Annotated in this window: 20 protein-coding genes; 1 reads left to right on the top strand and 19 read right to left on the bottom strand. The window is 35.7% G+C overall.

Translation table 11 applies throughout. The annotated features are described in order from the left end of the window. Window positions 1–7 precede the first annotated feature (7 nt). The 19 genes from ABH957_RS23185 to ABH957_RS23095 all read right to left on the bottom strand — a co-directional run bounded on the left by ABH957_RS23185 (window position 8) and on the right by ABH957_RS23095 (window position 14,209). Window positions 8–3,817: a phage tail tape measure protein gene (locus ABH957_RS23185; protein WP_404512294.1), complete on the bottom strand. Its 3,810-nt coding sequence runs from the start codon at window positions 3,815–3,817 to the stop codon at window positions 8–10. Between the two features lie 15 nt (window positions 3,818–3,832). Then, entirely contained in the window at window positions 3,833–3,994 is a 162-nt protein-coding gene (locus ABH957_RS23180) for a hypothetical protein (protein WP_404512292.1), read from the bottom strand. Between the two features lie 53 nt (window positions 3,995–4,047). Beyond that, window positions 4,048–4,410: a hypothetical protein gene (locus tag ABH957_RS23175; RefSeq protein WP_404457421.1), complete on the bottom strand. Its 363-nt coding sequence runs from the start codon at window positions 4,408–4,410 to the stop codon at window positions 4,048–4,050. A gap of 21 nt (window positions 4,411–4,431) precedes the next feature. Beyond that, the gene (locus ABH957_RS23170; protein ID WP_404457423.1) at window positions 4,432–4,992 is read right to left on the bottom strand and encodes a major tail protein; all 561 of its coding nucleotides are present in this window, start codon (window positions 4,990–4,992) and stop codon (window positions 4,432–4,434) included. Beyond that, window positions 4,993–5,325, bottom strand: a complete 333-nt coding sequence (locus tag ABH957_RS23165) for a hypothetical protein (protein ID WP_404512290.1) — start codon at window positions 5,323–5,325, stop codon at window positions 4,993–4,995. Continuing rightward, complete coding sequence (locus ABH957_RS23160; RefSeq protein ID WP_404512288.1) at window positions 5,325–5,666, bottom strand: HK97 gp10 family phage protein; 342 nt, start codon at window positions 5,664–5,666, stop codon at window positions 5,325–5,327. The genes ABH957_RS23165 and ABH957_RS23160 overlap by 1 nt, the downstream gene beginning before the upstream one ends. A gap of 1 nt (window position 5,667) precedes the next feature. Beyond that, the gene (locus tag ABH957_RS23155; protein ID WP_404491791.1) at window positions 5,668–6,021 is read right to left on the bottom strand and encodes a phage head closure protein; all 354 of its coding nucleotides are present in this window, start codon (window positions 6,019–6,021) and stop codon (window positions 5,668–5,670) included. Window position 6,022: 1 nt separating this feature from the next. Next, entirely contained in the window at window positions 6,023–6,316 is a 294-nt protein-coding gene (locus tag ABH957_RS23150; protein WP_404491792.1) for a hypothetical protein, read from the bottom strand. Between the two features lie 5 nt (window positions 6,317–6,321). Continuing rightward, on the bottom strand, window positions 6,322–7,476 hold the full coding sequence (locus ABH957_RS23145; RefSeq protein ID WP_404491793.1) for a phage major capsid protein: 1,155 nt from the start codon (window positions 7,474–7,476) through the stop codon (window positions 6,322–6,324). Between the two features lie 3 nt (window positions 7,477–7,479). Then, window positions 7,480–8,223, bottom strand: coding sequence for a head maturation protease, ClpP-related (locus ABH957_RS23140; RefSeq protein WP_404491794.1), 744 nt, complete (start codon window positions 8,221–8,223; stop codon window positions 7,480–7,482). Beyond that, a complete protein-coding gene (locus ABH957_RS23135; protein ID WP_404512286.1) occupies window positions 8,223–9,368 on the bottom strand; it encodes a phage portal protein in 1,146 nt (381 codons plus the stop codon). The genes ABH957_RS23140 and ABH957_RS23135 overlap by 1 nt, the downstream gene beginning before the upstream one ends. A gap of 8 nt (window positions 9,369–9,376) precedes the next feature. Beyond that, window positions 9,377–11,044, bottom strand: a complete 1,668-nt coding sequence (locus ABH957_RS23130; RefSeq protein WP_404512285.1) for a terminase TerL endonuclease subunit — start codon at window positions 11,042–11,044, stop codon at window positions 9,377–9,379. Beyond that, complete coding sequence (locus ABH957_RS23125) at window positions 11,041–11,352, bottom strand: P27 family phage terminase small subunit (protein WP_404512283.1); 312 nt, start codon at window positions 11,350–11,352, stop codon at window positions 11,041–11,043. Before ABH957_RS23125 ends, ABH957_RS23130 begins: the two co-directional genes overlap by 4 nt. 123 nt (window positions 11,353–11,475) lie before the next feature. Then, complete coding sequence (locus tag ABH957_RS23120) at window positions 11,476–11,811, bottom strand: HNH endonuclease (protein WP_404457442.1); 336 nt, start codon at window positions 11,809–11,811, stop codon at window positions 11,476–11,478. Next, on the bottom strand, window positions 11,804–12,061 hold the full coding sequence (locus tag ABH957_RS23115; protein WP_404457444.1) for a hydrolase: 258 nt from the start codon (window positions 12,059–12,061) through the stop codon (window positions 11,804–11,806). Before ABH957_RS23115 ends, ABH957_RS23120 begins: the two co-directional genes overlap by 8 nt. A gap of 6 nt (window positions 12,062–12,067) precedes the next feature. After that, a complete protein-coding gene (locus ABH957_RS23110; RefSeq protein ID WP_404457446.1) occupies window positions 12,068–12,298 on the bottom strand; it encodes a hypothetical protein in 231 nt (76 codons plus the stop codon). Between the two features lie 57 nt (window positions 12,299–12,355). Continuing rightward, window positions 12,356–12,565, bottom strand: a complete 210-nt coding sequence (locus tag ABH957_RS23105; protein ID WP_404512281.1) for a hypothetical protein — start codon at window positions 12,563–12,565, stop codon at window positions 12,356–12,358. 96 nt (window positions 12,566–12,661) lie between these two features. Next, a complete protein-coding gene (locus ABH957_RS23100; protein ID WP_404457449.1) occupies window positions 12,662–12,874 on the bottom strand; it encodes a hypothetical protein in 213 nt (70 codons plus the stop codon). Between the two features lie 381 nt (window positions 12,875–13,255). Further along, on the bottom strand, window positions 13,256–14,209 hold the full coding sequence (locus ABH957_RS23095) for a nucleoside 2-deoxyribosyltransferase (RefSeq protein WP_404448105.1): 954 nt from the start codon (window positions 14,207–14,209) through the stop codon (window positions 13,256–13,258). Window positions 14,210–14,801: 592 nt separating this feature from the next. On the opposite strand from ABH957_RS23095, the gene ABH957_RS23090 reads away from it, so the two are divergent. After that, window positions 14,802–15,002 carry a cold-shock protein gene (locus tag ABH957_RS23090; RefSeq protein ID WP_404512279.1) on the top strand — a complete coding sequence of 67 codons (201 nt, stop codon included), beginning with the start codon at window positions 14,802–14,804 and terminating at the stop codon, window positions 15,000–15,002. The last annotated feature ends 114 nt before the right edge of the window (window positions 15,003–15,116 follow it).

Here is a 15,116-nt window from a genome sequence, read left to right as displayed (position 1 = left end):
CCCAAACCTAAAAGGCTGAGTTTCTTTGCTCTTCTCGATCTTGATATTCTTTTGTATATCGATACGTACCACGTGCCACATCTCGTCCCTCTAAAACAACAGGAACTTCAACAACTAAATCACCACCAAGCATTGGAATGGCTCCACCACCAGATGATCCAGACGAATAATTTATCACTTGATTTGATACGCTATTTGTCATAGCTTGTCTGCTATTCGACATACTTCCATACACACCACTCATGACGGACTTTAATCCTGATAACTGGCTCATAGAGCTGGCCATCATACGGCTCATATCGCCCATTAACTGAGTTACATTTCCAGGAATACCAAAGGATTGTTCTTGCGGCATCGCTGCTACGATTCCAGCACCAATAGCTCCAAGTGTCTTTTTGTTTAAAGGTAAAACCGCTTCATCCCCAGCTTCACCGGCACCTTGCAAGTTTCCACCATTCATACCAAATATAGTTGGTTTAGTGAAAATACCTCCTTTAGCGCGCCAATCAATATTAATTCCTGATGGATAAGTAACGTCTTTACCCAGTACATTTTTTGTACTAGTTTCTAAACTAAAGTGCGGCATTTTAGGCATTTCAGGTTTAGGAATTTTCAACTTCAAATTATCAAAGAATCCTTTGATTTTATCAATGAACCCCTTTACCCCATCAACTGCATCTCTTATTGGATCCATAATAAATCTTTTTGCCGCTTCAAATTTTTCTTGTGCGGCATTCTTCACGGAATCAAACTTCTCGCGCGCTGAATTATATAAATCAGTGAATTTTTGTTTGGCTTGATTATACGTTTCAGTGACCGGATTAATTACGTATTGCTTCACTAAATTCCAAGCTGCGAGTGTATAAGATTTTATAGATTCCCAATTTCCTAATATCCAGTTAGCTAAATCTGAAAGCTTTTGTTTCGTTGCATTCCACAATTCTTGAACTGGTTGGATTACATACTGTTTTACCAAATTCCAGGCTGAAAGTGTATAAGATTTCGCTAATTCCCACTGCGTACCAAGCCAAGAAATTAAATCACTAAATTTTTGCTTCACCAAGGTCCAAGTTTCCTGGACTGGCTGAATAATATATTGCTTGAACAAAGACCAACCAATTTGTGCTGCTAACTTCGCAATTTCCCATTGTTGGCTTAACCAGTTAACCAAATCACCAAATTTTTCTTTGACTAAATTCCACGTATCTTGAACAGGTTGAATAATATATTGTTTCAATAAACCCCATCCAATTTGTGCAGCAGCCTTTGCTATTTCCCATTGTGTGCCAAGCCATGACACCAATTCGCCAATCTGTTTACTTACCCAATCATAAGCTTCTTGAATCGGCTGAACAATATATTGACATATTGCGACCCAGGCAATTTGCGCTCCCGCTTGTATTAATAACCACCCAGCTTGAAGTACCGTTGAAATTAACGAAATAATTGGATCTAAAAATGTAAGTATAGAAGTCCAAATTTCTTGCCATTTTTGGAACAATTGCATAAAGAATTGAGATGCTGTTTCGACCATTGAAGAGAACCAACTTGATACAGTTTCAACTAAAGATGATAACCAACTTGTCGCCGTTTCTACTAGAGATGCCCAACAGCTAGATGCTGTTTCAACAAGCGAAGATAACCAAGTCGATGCTGATTCGACAAGTGAAGACCACCATCCGGTTGCTGTATCCACTAAAGAAGATAGCCATGAAGATGCCGTCTCTACTAAAGAGGACCAATAAGTTGATGCCGTTTCGACCATTGATGATAACCATGTTGTCGTTGATTCTACTAAAGAGGACCACCAACTAGACACTGATTCTACAAGAGAAGATAGCCAAGCGGATGATGTTTCAACTATTCCACTCCACAAGTTCGATAAATATTCACCTATAGAATTAAAGGCGTCTATCGTCCATTGTTTTATAGAATCAAAATTTTGATATATAGTAATACCTAAAGCAACAACCGCAGCTACTACAATAGCTATTAATGCTACCCATCCCATCATTGCAGCCCCTATACTCGATATGACGACAACTATCGGCGCTAAAGCCATAAATGCTCCTGCAATTACACCAATAGCAACTGCGATAGCTGCCAATGTAGCGGCTAATTTAGGATTATTAGAAATCCAATCAGCTATTTTGGCAACAACGTCAGCTATAACACTAAGAACTGGTTTAAGTGCAACTTGTAAATCTTGCATTGCTTTTTGAAATTTAACTGCTGGGTTCGCATCTAATTTCTTCGTAGAATCCGTTAATTTTTCGAAATTCTTTTGAAAGTCTACTGTTTTTTCGGAAGCGCCTATTAAAGTATTCGTTATATTTTGTCCTTGATCTTCGAACATCGTTGCGAACACTTTCACTCCAACTTCATTTCTCTTAACTGGATCTTCTATTCCTTCTATCGCTTTAGCTACTTCCACCATAGCTTTCGAACCGTCACTTCCGCCCTTAGCGACAGCTTGCCCCCATTTCTCGATTTGTTCAGTTGCAATACCTGAACCATCAAGCGCCTCTTTTAAAGCTTTATCTGCCCCTTGAGCAAACTCAGCTAATTGAATGCGCCCTTCTTTCAATCCATCTAATAAATTATCAATATTCCAACTACCAGTTTCGACGCCAGCTTCCATAATAGCTTGTACTTCTTCAGCCTTAAAACCAGCGCGAGTTAACTGACCACCATATTCAGCAATGATGTCTAGCTGTTCTGGCGGAAATCCCATTTTTAATAAAGAATCAGCCATACCAAGAGCACTCTCTTGAGATATACCTAATTCATTTCCTATTTCGTATGTTTCTTGAATTAATTCAGTAAAATCTATTCCTTCATAGGATTGCGCAATTGTTGCTGCTCCTTTAACGATAGATGCATTCGCTTCATCACTGATATCTTTATTTAAAGCCCATTGCCTGCGTACACCTGCAAGTGATTCTTCAGCATCCACTCCATAAGCGGTTACGCCTCTTATTGCTTCTTCTACTGATTTTTTTGAGGATTCAGGGACATCAAAAGATATATCGATTTTAGTTTTCAACTTTGACATATCCATTGCTTTTTCAACAGCCGTTGCAATTCCGCCACCTGCTGCCAATCCGCCAATAACATTTTCTAATCCTATTTTTAAGCCTTCAAACTTTTTTTCTGTTCTCCCAGCTTCTTGTTGTAAATCCCTTAATTCATTTTGTACCTGTCGTATCGAATTACCTGCATCCACAGATCTTAGCGCGCGTTGTAATTTATCAATATCTGTCCCTGCGCCTAATGCTTCTTTTCCGATAATTCCAATTGCTTGCTCTAACTGCTTACTTGTAGCCGTTCCGTTTCTAATTGCATTCACAAGACGATTTCCTAAGGCTCCTGCAAAATCATCAACGCTTTTCCCTGTAGCTCTGAATAACGTTTCTAATTGTCTTGTGGAACTAGCTACACTTTCCTGCTCGGCTTTCATGTTTCCAAGCTTATTTTTCAGACCATTAAGAGACCCTTCTGTAAATTCAATCTCACGCCTGAACGCACGATATTGTTCTTCAGAAATTTTACCGTTTTGAAATTGAGCTTGAACTTGTTGTTCCGCTGCCTTTAATTTATCTAGCTTTTGTGTTGTATTTTCAATCTGTTGTGTAAGTAACTGTTGTTTTTGTGCTAAGGCTTCCACATTACCCGGATTGAATTTTAATAGGCGTTCTACATCTTTAAGCTCTTTAGCTAAATCGTTACTATGTTTATTAACATCTTTTAAAGCATTTTGAAGACCAGTAGTTTCTCCACCAATTTCAATCGTAATCCCTTTAATTCTTCCTGCCATTTTCTCACCCCTTTCTTAGAAACTGTCCATATCACTTTGATTCGCTTTACGAATTTTTTCTTTATCTGGGTTCTTCATTTCAGTGAATTCAGCAATATAATCAAAACAATCACCAATAGTCATATCTTCTAAATCCCAACTCGTTAATTTCGCTTCATAACAAAGAGCAAGGAACAAATCAGTGGTTAATTCTTCATCACTGAATGTCCCTTGCTCTCCATTATTTTTCTTTATTTTTTTTTTGCTCCCATAGTGACTTGAACTAATTCCATAATTTCCGGCATAATTTCTTCAATAGGGAATTCTTCAAATCCATCCAACCACGTCATAGGATCAGAAATACTTGGATCAGCCGTTTTAGCGTATAACCAAGTTAAGTCATAAATAAGCTCGAAATCTATGTTACTTAAATCTAAATTAGATACATCAATAGATTGTTCTGACCCATCTGGTGAAGTTAAAGCGTTAATTGCTCCTAACCCCATCAAATCTGCAAATAAATTACGTCTGAATTGTGCTTTATATCGTTTAACTGTTGCTGCTGTAGCTTTTAATCTGACTTGTTTACCATCTATTGTAATTGTCTTTTCCATCTAAGTTTTCCCCTTACACTATTATTTTTTTGTATATACCGCTGTGTACCAACCATCATAAATAGCTGCTGTTGTTTTAGAAGCTGTTTTGGTTTTAACTAATGGTTTCCCCTTAATATGAATCGGACTAGAAACAAACTTTAATTCATTTGTATTTGGCTCTGCTGATGATGTTTTTGTTTTAGATGCAACTGTAGGACGACTTGCTGTGCAATTGTACATTACATGTCGAACAGCTTTTTCATCCCCATCAAATTCAAATAACAATGCAAACTGTTTTCTTTTTGCATTCGCTACCTCATTTAATACTCCATCAGTTTCATCTAACTGTTCTCCTAATGCATCAATTGCAAACTGTTCTGGGATATTAGCGATCACTAATGTACCGTCGTAACCTTGGTTATTATCGGAAGAGTAGTAAACCATGTCGTCCGCATAAAACTCCGTTAATTCACCTTTAGGCTCGGTCGTTAATTCAACGCCGCCTGGCATTGGAATCGGAACTCCAAATTTAACCGCACCATTTGTTATATCTAATAATGCATAATGAACATTTTTTAAACCAAAAGTAACTTTGTTCATTTATATCAACCTCGTTTCATAAAATTTTTGATATATTTTTTCTGTTTCAATAATCCCTTCGAATGGCGAATCATAAGGTATTTCATGATCGTCTAGGACTTTTTCAAGTTTGGCTTCTGCAACTAAATCCTTTCTAGTTGTGTAAAGCTCAATATTTAAATCGTTTATCTTGTGATAGACCTTGTTATCTGCCATTAAATTTGCTGATCCATCCACAAGAAAACAAAGATATGGTGGTTTGGGCACTGGATTACCTGGCGTTGCTGTGAACTGCGAATAAGCCACAGGATAACCTGTAGCTTCAAGGATTTTTGTTAATTCACCTAATGTCATTATTCAAGCGCCCTTTCAATCCGTCTTGGTAATTCATTAATTACATACTCTTCAACTGGACGAATATGCACTCTTGCTGGAACTCGACCACCACCAACTTTGGCATGTCCGTTTTCTAAAAGATGTGTTAATTGCCCTTTTGAATTGTGGACGACAATAGATTTGCCATCTTTCTTCTTGCGCCACCCTTTACGATAACCACCTGTTTTTTTAAGGCTACTTTGCTTTAATTTATCGACAACAACATCAGCTACTTCCTCTTGAGCTACCATTAATTCTTCTTCCACAACATTTGCATATCTTTGTAATTCCCTAGCAATCTCGCTCGCAAAATCATTCATATTAAGTATGCTCCTTTGCGATAATGGTCAATGTTTGATACATTTCATCATCATTCATTGGTGGCTCGATGATATCAAAGATACGACCTTTCATATTAATTCGCATTAATTCTGTAATACCTGTTGTATAAGGAATTACAAACCGATAAATTCGTGTAGACTGTGAAGCCGAAGCTTCAATGTACTCCGAACCTTTTACCGTTTTTATCATTGCCCACGCTTTTTTTACTTCTTGCCAATTACCTGTTTCAACTTCTTGATTCAAATCATCTTTTATTACTTCAGGTTGCTCAATAATAATTCGATTTCTACAATCACCTGTATTCAGTGGTTTCTTGTACTGAAAAGGACGCATATTAATCACCGTCCAATTTAATTTCTTCTAATGCTTTATCGATGCCCAAACTATTAATCTGACTTAAAAAATTCTTGTCAAAATACTCTAATGCATCGTTATAAACATAACGAGAGCGTTCAAAGACTAATTCTTTGAACTCCTCGTCTTTATTTAAATCATAATTCCCACAAACCCTAAGTAATGCCTTGTTAGACGTAGAAAGAATGCGTTTTAGGTTATCATCTTCCTCATCACCTAAGTGCATCCTCTCTTTAAACTCCTGTATTGTTGCATCCGAAATTACTGTATCCATTCACATCATCCTTGTGTCGGTGGCGTTACTTCTCCAAGTTTCAATGTATAAACTTGTGAAGTGTATTTATCCTTTGGTTTACCTGTAGCATGTTGTTTGGCGATATAAAGTGTTGCATCTTCTAAAGCTAATGTTTCTTCATACTTCTTGATTGGCTCTGTTCCACCCATCGCTGCAATGTACTCCCCTTTAACAAAGAACACCACTTGTCCTTGAGGTACAAATACAGATTCTGTTGGGATTGGATTAAAAGGTAAGCTCGTTACATATACACCTGCCGCATTTTGAATTGTAGCATTTGCTTGAATGTCAAAAGTATCGAATGGGTTTGTTACCATAACTACTTTCCCAGCAATATTTTTAGGTCTATCTGCATCTGTTTTACCATCAGGATTTAATTTTTTAGCCAATAATTTAACCACGCCTTTTAATTCATTAATTGTTTTACGACCAGGTTCAAACGTTAAAGTTCCTGCTGGTTTTTTATCTGGATATACTCCATTCACTACACTTCCGCTAGGATCCTTTAATAAGCCAATAGGTTCTTCTTTACCTGTCCCTACTACAAAACCACGTTCTAAACCTACTGACATCGCTTCTGTAATCATAGTACGAACATATCGTTCCACCCATACTGGACCAAGCTTCAACATATCATTCGCTAATGGAATAAATGCCGTTAATTTCAGTTGAGTAATAGATTCTTTTCGGAATGTGGCATTTAATTGCCCTTTAATATCACCAAATAAAGGTCCCCATACAGCTGCACCCTCTGGATCTCCATAAATAAATTCTGTCACGGCTCCTAAATTCTCTAAACCGATATGCTCTAGCAACGGATGACCTTGAACTAAATCATCAAAAATTCTCTCTTGTGTTGTTTTAGGTAAAGTTTCAGTAGATTTAAAACCACCATCTTCAACAACGGCATTAAAGAACTTCATTTCTTCACTTGTTAGTACATTAGCACCGCGAGATTGCATAATAGAACGGTCTACCATTGATTCATTCACTTGATTTAAAATATCTGCTCGTACATCTGTAGCAAGTGCTCCAATCATAGAATTTAATGCTGCTGTTTGTTCTTCTGGAGTTCCTTCCTGTGTCGCTTTTGCAAAAGCTAGTTTTTTCTCTTCGAAATTATTAAACTTAATAACCATATTTTATTTTCCTCCTAAATTTAAAAAGAGCGTACTCAAATTCTGTTTTGTATTAACAGGCTTTTGAATAGGCTCTTTTGGATTTTGATTATTTGGTTGTTTCGTGTATTTAGCTACTAAATCTTCTTTAAAATTTTCTACAACTTCCACTTCTTCATCTTCTTGTGTATCATCAATTTCAATTTCATCAGCAATTTCATCAGCTAAACCAAGAGCTACTGCTTCCTCTGCTGTTAGCCAAGTTTCGTCTTTTAAAAGTTGTTTTAATTCTTCATCTGTTCCAACAAAACGTTTCTTATAAGATCCTGCTAAAGCTGAATCAATCTTTCGTAAATCTCGTGCTGTTTTTTCAAAAAGATCTGCATTTCCATATTCAAAGGTACTTGCTTGGTGAATCATCATCATAGTATTACTAGGCATAATAATTCTGTCTCCTGCCATTGCAATTACTGATGCGGCACTAGCTGCCCAACCATCAATATGAACTATAATTTCTGCATTATGCTGCTTTAACTGATTACAAATTGCTACACCATCAAATGCGGAACCTCCACCCGAATTAATATGAACGTGAATTTTTTCTGCTTTAACATCTTGAATTTTTCTTCTTACAGCTTCATCATTATTTTCACTAAACCATCCACCGATTGACCCATATACAGTTAATTTATACTCATTCTCACCTTTAGCTTCAAAGCGAATATCTCGTTTTAAATTTAAAAGCTTATTCATGTTCAAATGTTCCATCATTTCTCACCTCCTTCAGATTCATTTAATTTCTTATAGTTCTTCGTAATATGATGGATATTTAAGTTTGGATCATCAGAATCTTCATAATCTACTTCTGAACGAATCTCATTTCCTGTAAATGCACTTGAAGAAATAAGCTTATCAATACTTGTTGCAAGGTCAAATATACTCTGATAAGAAACAGCCTTCACTATAATCTTTTGTCCTGAAAGATATTCATTCATTTCAAAGAATTTAACATTCGCTTCATCAGATAGCTTTTTTAATAATGGCCTTACTGTGAAAAGCATATAATTTTTCGTTTGCTTCTCTACATCAGCCATTTCTCCATATAATAAAGTTGTCGGAATACCAATGGCCATTGCTACTTGATTTAAAAAACCATTTGTTACTTTATTGATTTCTTCCACACTTGGGCCATTCGCAACACCATTATATATTTCGTTATAATTAATACCCTTTTGTTGTGGAACAATAGCGATATCTTTCGTACCAATTGCTTTATACATGTTGTCAATAAATTCTTGTAACTTGGCTATCTGTTCTTCTGTTTTAGCACCGATCATATCCATATCAACAGTTCCGCGAACTTGATTTTTACGTTTTTGAGAGTTTAACAGCCTACCGAATAAGTCCCCGTAATCTGCAAATAGACCATCAATAAGCGGTGATAATTTATCATTTCGATATTTCAAATGAATAACTTCGCTTTGCTTAAAGCTTCTCTTAAACGTATAATCCTTTACCGTTACATTGGTAAAAGTATCTTCTAACACGGCATACTCATTATGTTGAAACCCATCAGCAATAAGTAAATCCCCATCATCCGCTTGTATGACTAAGCATTCATTATCATAAATAAGTTTACGAATAAATCTTTCCCAGAAAGTACTGGCCGTCATGTTTTTGTTCGGTCTAACGTTTAATCGATAATATAGCTCATTCTTCTCAAATGCTTTACCGTTTCTTACTCTGAATTCAGATTGACTAATCGTTCTTCCTAGAAAAGATATGCATGTATCGATTGCTAATCGTTTCATATGAACCCTGTTTGCCGTATCAGCAATCAAATCCAGATCGACCATAAATTCTAGCTCTTTATTTCTTTTGAATACTGAACCTAACCATCCAATGTTTACCACCCCCTTTATTAGAATTTAATATTACTTAATATGAAATCTGCTGCTTCTTGTATTTCATCTGCTCGATAAAGAGCGTGAACAAAACTTTGGAATCCGTCAGTTTTTCTTCGCACCGGTTCTTTCTTTTCATATATTTTGTTTCCGTCCGCCTTGATCACAACCAATACATTCTGTGTATACCAACGCATAAGAGGATTATCACCGAAAACAATCTGCTCATTTGCAAATGCCATTTCAACCCGTGGCGCTAATAAACTATGAATTGCCTTAGGGTTTCTTATAACTTCTATTTCAAACCCTTCAGCTACTAATAAAGGTCTTATCGCTTCCATTCGGAAATTATCAGCTATAATTTTCTTAATGCCATATTGTTCCCGCATTTTTACAAACCAATCAACAATGTGTTGAGGATTGATAGTTGGCTCGTCCACAACAGTTAATAAACCTTGTTCTTCCCACTCTTTTATTGGCGCAAACTTCTGTTTTTTGAACTCGCCTGCTTTTTTTGAATATCCATAATAGATATCAACAAATTCTTTTCGTACAAAGGAATGAGTTTTAAAAATATACTCTCCAGTTTGTCTAAATAAAAGACCACATGCCGCGAAATCTCGAATGCTTGCAAAGTCTAACGATCCAATACATTCTTGGCCATGTAAATTTGGAAACGGTCGATCTGTAGCAAGAATTTCTGACCATTTTGCAACAGAGCGTTCTAAATTAGTAACAGGTAAGTTCATACGCTTTGTCATGAACTCTTCTCTATTACTAGGATCGTCTTCTAAATCTTCATACTCTTCCTTAATTGTTTCAAGTAACCCTTCAGCATACTCACTTAAAGGCTTAGATAACATGGGATTCGCAAGCTCCCAACTATCAAGATCATCTACTTCAGTTTCGTCATTCAATTTACAAATAAAAGGAAAGACAGCATTCGGACGTGCTTCGCCGTTTAATACCTTCATTGCCTTTTCTTTTTGCTTATCTAAGAAACCGTCACGAACATATCCATCTGTACCAATGTAAAATTCACGTGGGTTTTTCTTTTTCCCTAAACCACTGATATGAACACGGACATCTTTATTGCTTTCGTATTGATGTATTTCATCAAATACAACCGCACCATCACGCAAACCATCTTTTGTATCTCCATTTGAAGTTCTAAACTTCAGTACACTTTCAGTAGCCTTTGAAACTGTTTGAGTTAACGTTGTTTTAAAGGCTCTTTTCAAGACCTCATTCTTCTTCACACATTTATGAACTTCTTCAGGGCTTGTTTTTGCTTGTTCTTCACTATTCGCTACAACTGAAATGTTATACTCTGGAATGCCATGTAATTCACTAATTAAAAAGTGAATAATAACAGAAATCAGACCGTTTTTACCGCCGCCACGTCCTAACATCCATAGGAATTTACGATAAAATACACGCCCATTTTTCTTATAAAATAAAAAGACGAATGCTATTAAGAATTTTTGAAATGGCTGCAACGGAAAATACCACTTCTCACCGAAGTTGATACAATCCTCAATCATTTCATCATCAAAATACAAATCGTCTCTGTTTAAAACATGTTTTTCTAGATATTCAATTAACAGTTCTCTTTCTTTATTGAACTTTACTTTCCCACTTCGATAAAGTTCAATATATTCTTCCACATACTTTTGCTTAATCATGTAAGATCACTTTTGTTATAACCTGTATTAGGGATAGTATTCTTAACAACAAACTTTATATCTCTCCCTAATGCAATTAAAGAACTGTTAATTTTATTCCTCTCACTTATAAGAGGGTGGGCCTTAACGAAAACTTGAGTTCCATTTTTAATTGTTACAGATTCACCTTCTTTAGTTATCGTTTTATTAATTTTTCGAAATGCTTTAACTAGATCAATATAGCGTTCTACCTTTTCAACTTCAACCAAATCTGTCGTATCAATATTATTCATAAGCTGTTCCTTTAACCTTTCAATACTAACAACCATCTACCCACCCCCCCTTACGTGCGTAATTCAAAAAAAACCTGACAGTTAACCCCCTCCTCCGGTGCCCCTTAGAGCATTTTTTGATGAATTTTTTTAAGGGGGGGTACTGTTTCTGAATCGTTTTTACCACTTTTCATCGTTTTCCCATTTGTTGATTTTCTTTTTGAATGTTCTACCGTGTTCTTTATTGTGGCAATCCACACAGATTGTTTCAAGGTTATCTATTTCTAATGCAAGTGCTGGATGATGTTCCAGTTCTTTTATATGATGGACAACTAACTGTATCTTCTTACGCTTCGCACTCTCGCTGTATTCGTTCGTGTCTGTTTGTACTCGACCATTACGTTTACATTCCTGGCACTCGTTGTTGTCTCGCTTCTTTACTTGTTCGCGTATACTCTTCCACTCACCACTGTCGTAGAACTTACGCTTCTGTTGTTTTGTTTTGTATTCATTCATCGTCCTTTACCCAACGTTCTTGATTACCTTTATCTCTTCCCAATAAATCTTTTATTGATGTTTGTTCCAGATATTCTACAGAATAAAGCATGTGGTTCTCGCCATACAGTTTGTAATACTTGAATCGATTAACATCAATCCCAGCCTTCTTGTACGCTTTCTCATGTGGCTTAAGGTATTTGATGTATGCTTTCTTATCAATAGGTATAAGACCAAGCACAGCAATCTTACTGTTTAAAACACTGTCCAATTCTCCTCACTCCTTCCTCTTCAGGAATTCATCAATTGTTTTATCTAGCAAACTAATCATTGCTTCTCTTCTTTGCTTTGGCGTTGTGTTGTCTTCCATTGCATTAAAGACTGGGATTGCACTTTCTAACTTCTGTTTATCGATACGTTCGTTTACAAGGTCTTGTCCAAGGAATGGAATTAATGTACCAATTACAATCGCTTGTTCTTGTTTGGTTAATTTAGTTAGATCCATCATTCATCCTCCTCCAAAATAAAAAAGCATCCTAATTAGATGCTCTCCACTCACTTTTTTCTACATAATAACAATACCAAATACGATACAGCCTAACCCTAACAATATGAAAAGTTGCGGAACATTAAAATCTAAAGAAATAAAATCGACAAGATGTTCTAAAGCTAAGCCAACCTTTTCTTTCAAACTCCCACCTTCTACTTCCCTTATTTCATAAATCAAGGTCAAACAAATAACAACAATCCCTAAACCAATTAAGTATATCCCCAAAATTCATACATCCTTTTTTTAATACGATATTACTATAAAGGAATATACAATATCAGAAATACTTTTATAAAAAAAATCAGCTATTCAGCTACTTAATTAATTACAACTTGACGAACTATCAAATGAACTTCCTGAATGATACGATGAAGATGAATGACTATTATCATAGTCACCATAATCTGAACTAGAATTTACTACACTTGATGTTGTCGTGTGGATTAACAAATCATTATTTGTACTTTCATTATTTCTTTTTACATTACTTTGAGTAACTGCCTTCTTCTTTTTCTTTCTTTTGAAAAATAGCATCTCTTTTCGCCTCCCATATAAATAATAAAAAGCACCCGAATGGATGCTTTAAGATCAATTATTTATTTACACTTCAATTACGGTAAATGAAGTTTTAATCTTCTTTCAGCTACCTAATGTCGTTACATTAACCTGCACATACAACACTATTAAGTAACTGAAAGAAGAGCAAAAGCTCTCCTTAATAACGGTATCATTCAATCACTACCATCTGCTGGTTTCGGATTTTATCTGCCATCATTATAGATCGTTTAGACAAAATATAAAGGAATCTTTGTGAGTTGTGTTTTCCGCCACTTCTCACAATACAAATATATCACGTTAACTCCAAAACAACCGGCACATTTACTGCCAAAAAGCGGTCACGACTCTGCCATGTTTTTAATTAATTGTTGCTTTAATTCTGTTTAATAATTTTTGGTATAATTCGTTTTCTGTTGACCACTTAATATGACTAAATTGTCTAGTATCAAAATTAATATCTTTAAAATCGTCATCTTTACATGTCCATATAACAGTCTTACCTAGTCCCACCGCATAACCAGCTTCGAAATAAACTCCACCTCTGTGTCCGGTAAAATCTGCAATTACAAATTTACTTTGTCTTATTTTGACTATTATTTCATCAGTTATATCATTATTATGTTCCGCTTCATCAATTCTGATAGGCTGGTATCCTGCCTCTTTTATAGCTTTTGTGATTGCATTCTTATATGGACTATCCATTTTTGGACTAAACGACATCGCGACAAAAACCTGCTTAGTATCCGCTTCTCTTCCTTTTTCTAATTCTGCAATGCGATTCCACCCTTTCGCTGTAACTGTAATATGTGCAGGGAAATCTGCTGCCGATAGCTTAGATATCTCAATCAGTTCGTCCTGAAATAGTTGGTTCGCTATATATTTCATTTCCAACAAGTGAATACTCTGTACAAAAAATATAGATTTATCTGATTCACGAATATATACTGGGTCACCTGGAAATTTGGACAATTTAGCTAAGTTTATTAATGACTCATCCAACCTATCAGAAGCACTATCTGGATATTCACTTAATAGATCCTCTAAAAGATAAATAGGATACGGAAATTCTGAAAGATTTTTATCTGGTCGATTAAGAAAAATCATTATTTTCCCCATCCCTCTAATGGTTCTCTTTCTTAAAATTGCAGAAAGTTTTCTCTTCTGCTCTACATTTAATTCAAATCTCGCTTCTTCAGCCATGGAAAATGTACCACAATTCTCACATTTATATTGCTCTACACGTCCTCCTCCCACTCCCACTAATTGTTGTTCCACAATAGAGTTTTGACAAACCGGACATCTTTCACTCATCACAATCACTACTTTCTTTTTTTATAGCATAATCTTAACATACAAATAATTGACTTACCCATATCTTATATTGTGTGTAACTGACCCTATCGTGAAATCTCTTGGTACCATTGATTTCATTTAACTTTCTCTTTTGAGTTACACAGTACAAAAATTATGAGTAACTGTATAGGGATACCACCAGCATTTTGCAAAATAACCTACGCTATGTGGAAAAATAAAATAAGCTGCCCATATGGACAGCTTATTTACATAATTATCGTTATCAGAAGTAAAATTTAACTCGAAAATAGCTAATTTTATCAGTTGTTGAATGTCTGAAAAGAATCAAACCAATGATATTGTCGAGATCCTTTGGCAACTTCTTGCTGTGATGACTATCATAGTGACTTTTTCTCCAGTAATCACTATTAGTAGCTAATTACAATAAGGAATTATTTTTGAAATTTGCTGTTTTTTAGAAAGTATGTTAATTTAAGAAAGACCTATTTTTGTTCGATTTGAGATTAAGAATAAATTTTGTTTTTCGTCTAAGGTATTTGGGCAAGGGTAGTAACATATGTGTGGGTATCCATACTAGGAGGCAACAATTATGGAACAAGGTAAAGTAAAATGGTTTAATGCAGACAAAGGTTTTGGATTCATCGAGCGTGAAGGTGGAGAAGACGTATTCGTACATTTCTCAGCTATCCAAATCGACGGTTTCAAATCTTTAGACGAAGGACAACGTGTAACGTTTGGAGTAGAACAAGGACAACGTGGCCCACAAGCTACTAATGTTCAAAAAGCTTAATATTAGCTGATGAAAGACCTGAAGTGAACCCGAATAGTGGTACATGAAAAAAACACCTCCTGAATTCGCATACTAAGTATGCAAATTCAATGGAGGTGTTTTTCGTTTGAAGAC

Origin of the sequence: Bacillus sp. RC242, assembly GCF_044908245.1 — a bacterium.
GTDB classification, from domain to species: domain Bacteria; phylum Bacillota; class Bacilli; order Bacillales; family Bacillaceae_G; genus Bacillus_A; species Bacillus_A mycoides.
The sequence above is the reverse complement of the archived record's forward strand: the minus strand, read 5'-3'. Positions and strand labels throughout refer to the sequence as shown.

Bases quoted from the DNA above. Each gene is read 5' to 3' on its own strand.
- ABH957_RS23185 (WP_404512294.1), bottom strand. From the start codon at position 3,817: ATGGCAGGAAGAATTAAAGGGATTACGATTGAAATTGGTGGAGAAACT.
- ABH957_RS23175 (WP_404457421.1), bottom strand. From the start codon at position 4,410: ATGGAAAAGACAATTACAATAGATGGTAAACAAGTCAGATTAAAAGCT.
- ABH957_RS23170 (WP_404457423.1), bottom strand. From the start codon at position 4,992: ATGAACAAAGTTACTTTTGGTTTAAAAAATGTTCATTATGCATTATTA.
- ABH957_RS23165 (WP_404512290.1), bottom strand. From the start codon at position 5,325: ATGACATTAGGTGAATTAACAAAAATCCTTGAAGCTACAGGTTATCCT.
- ABH957_RS23160 (WP_404512288.1), bottom strand. From the start codon at position 5,666: ATGAATGATTTTGCGAGCGAGATTGCTAGGGAATTACAAAGATATGCA.
- ABH957_RS23155 (WP_404491791.1), bottom strand. From the start codon at position 6,021: ATGCGTCCTTTTCAGTACAAGAAACCACTGAATACAGGTGATTGTAGA.
- ABH957_RS23150 (WP_404491792.1), bottom strand. From the start codon at position 6,316: ATGGATACAGTAATTTCGGATGCAACAATACAGGAGTTTAAAGAGAGG.
- ABH957_RS23145 (WP_404491793.1), bottom strand. From the start codon at position 7,476: ATGGTTATTAAGTTTAATAATTTCGAAGAGAAAAAACTAGCTTTTGCA.
- ABH957_RS23140 (WP_404491794.1), bottom strand. From the start codon at position 8,223: ATGGAACATTTGAACATGAATAAGCTTTTAAATTTAAAACGAGATATT.
- ABH957_RS23130 (WP_404512285.1), bottom strand. From the start codon at position 11,044: ATGATTAAGCAAAAGTATGTGGAAGAATATATTGAACTTTATCGAAGT.
- ABH957_RS23125 (WP_404512283.1), bottom strand. From the start codon at position 11,352: ATGGTTGTTAGTATTGAAAGGTTAAAGGAACAGCTTATGAATAATATT.
- ABH957_RS23120 (WP_404457442.1), bottom strand. From the start codon at position 11,811: ATGAATGAATACAAAACAAAACAACAGAAGCGTAAGTTCTACGACAGT.
- ABH957_RS23110 (WP_404457446.1), bottom strand. From the start codon at position 12,298: ATGATGGATCTAACTAAATTAACCAAACAAGAACAAGCGATTGTAATT.
- ABH957_RS23100 (WP_404457449.1), bottom strand. From the start codon at position 12,874: ATGCTATTTTTCAAAAGAAAGAAAAAGAAGAAGGCAGTTACTCAAAGT.
- ABH957_RS23095 (WP_404448105.1), bottom strand. From the start codon at position 14,209: ATGAGTGAAAGATGTCCGGTTTGTCAAAACTCTATTGTGGAACAACAA.
- ABH957_RS23090 (WP_404512279.1), top strand. From the start codon at position 14,802: ATGGAACAAGGTAAAGTAAAATGGTTTAATGCAGACAAAGGTTTTGGA.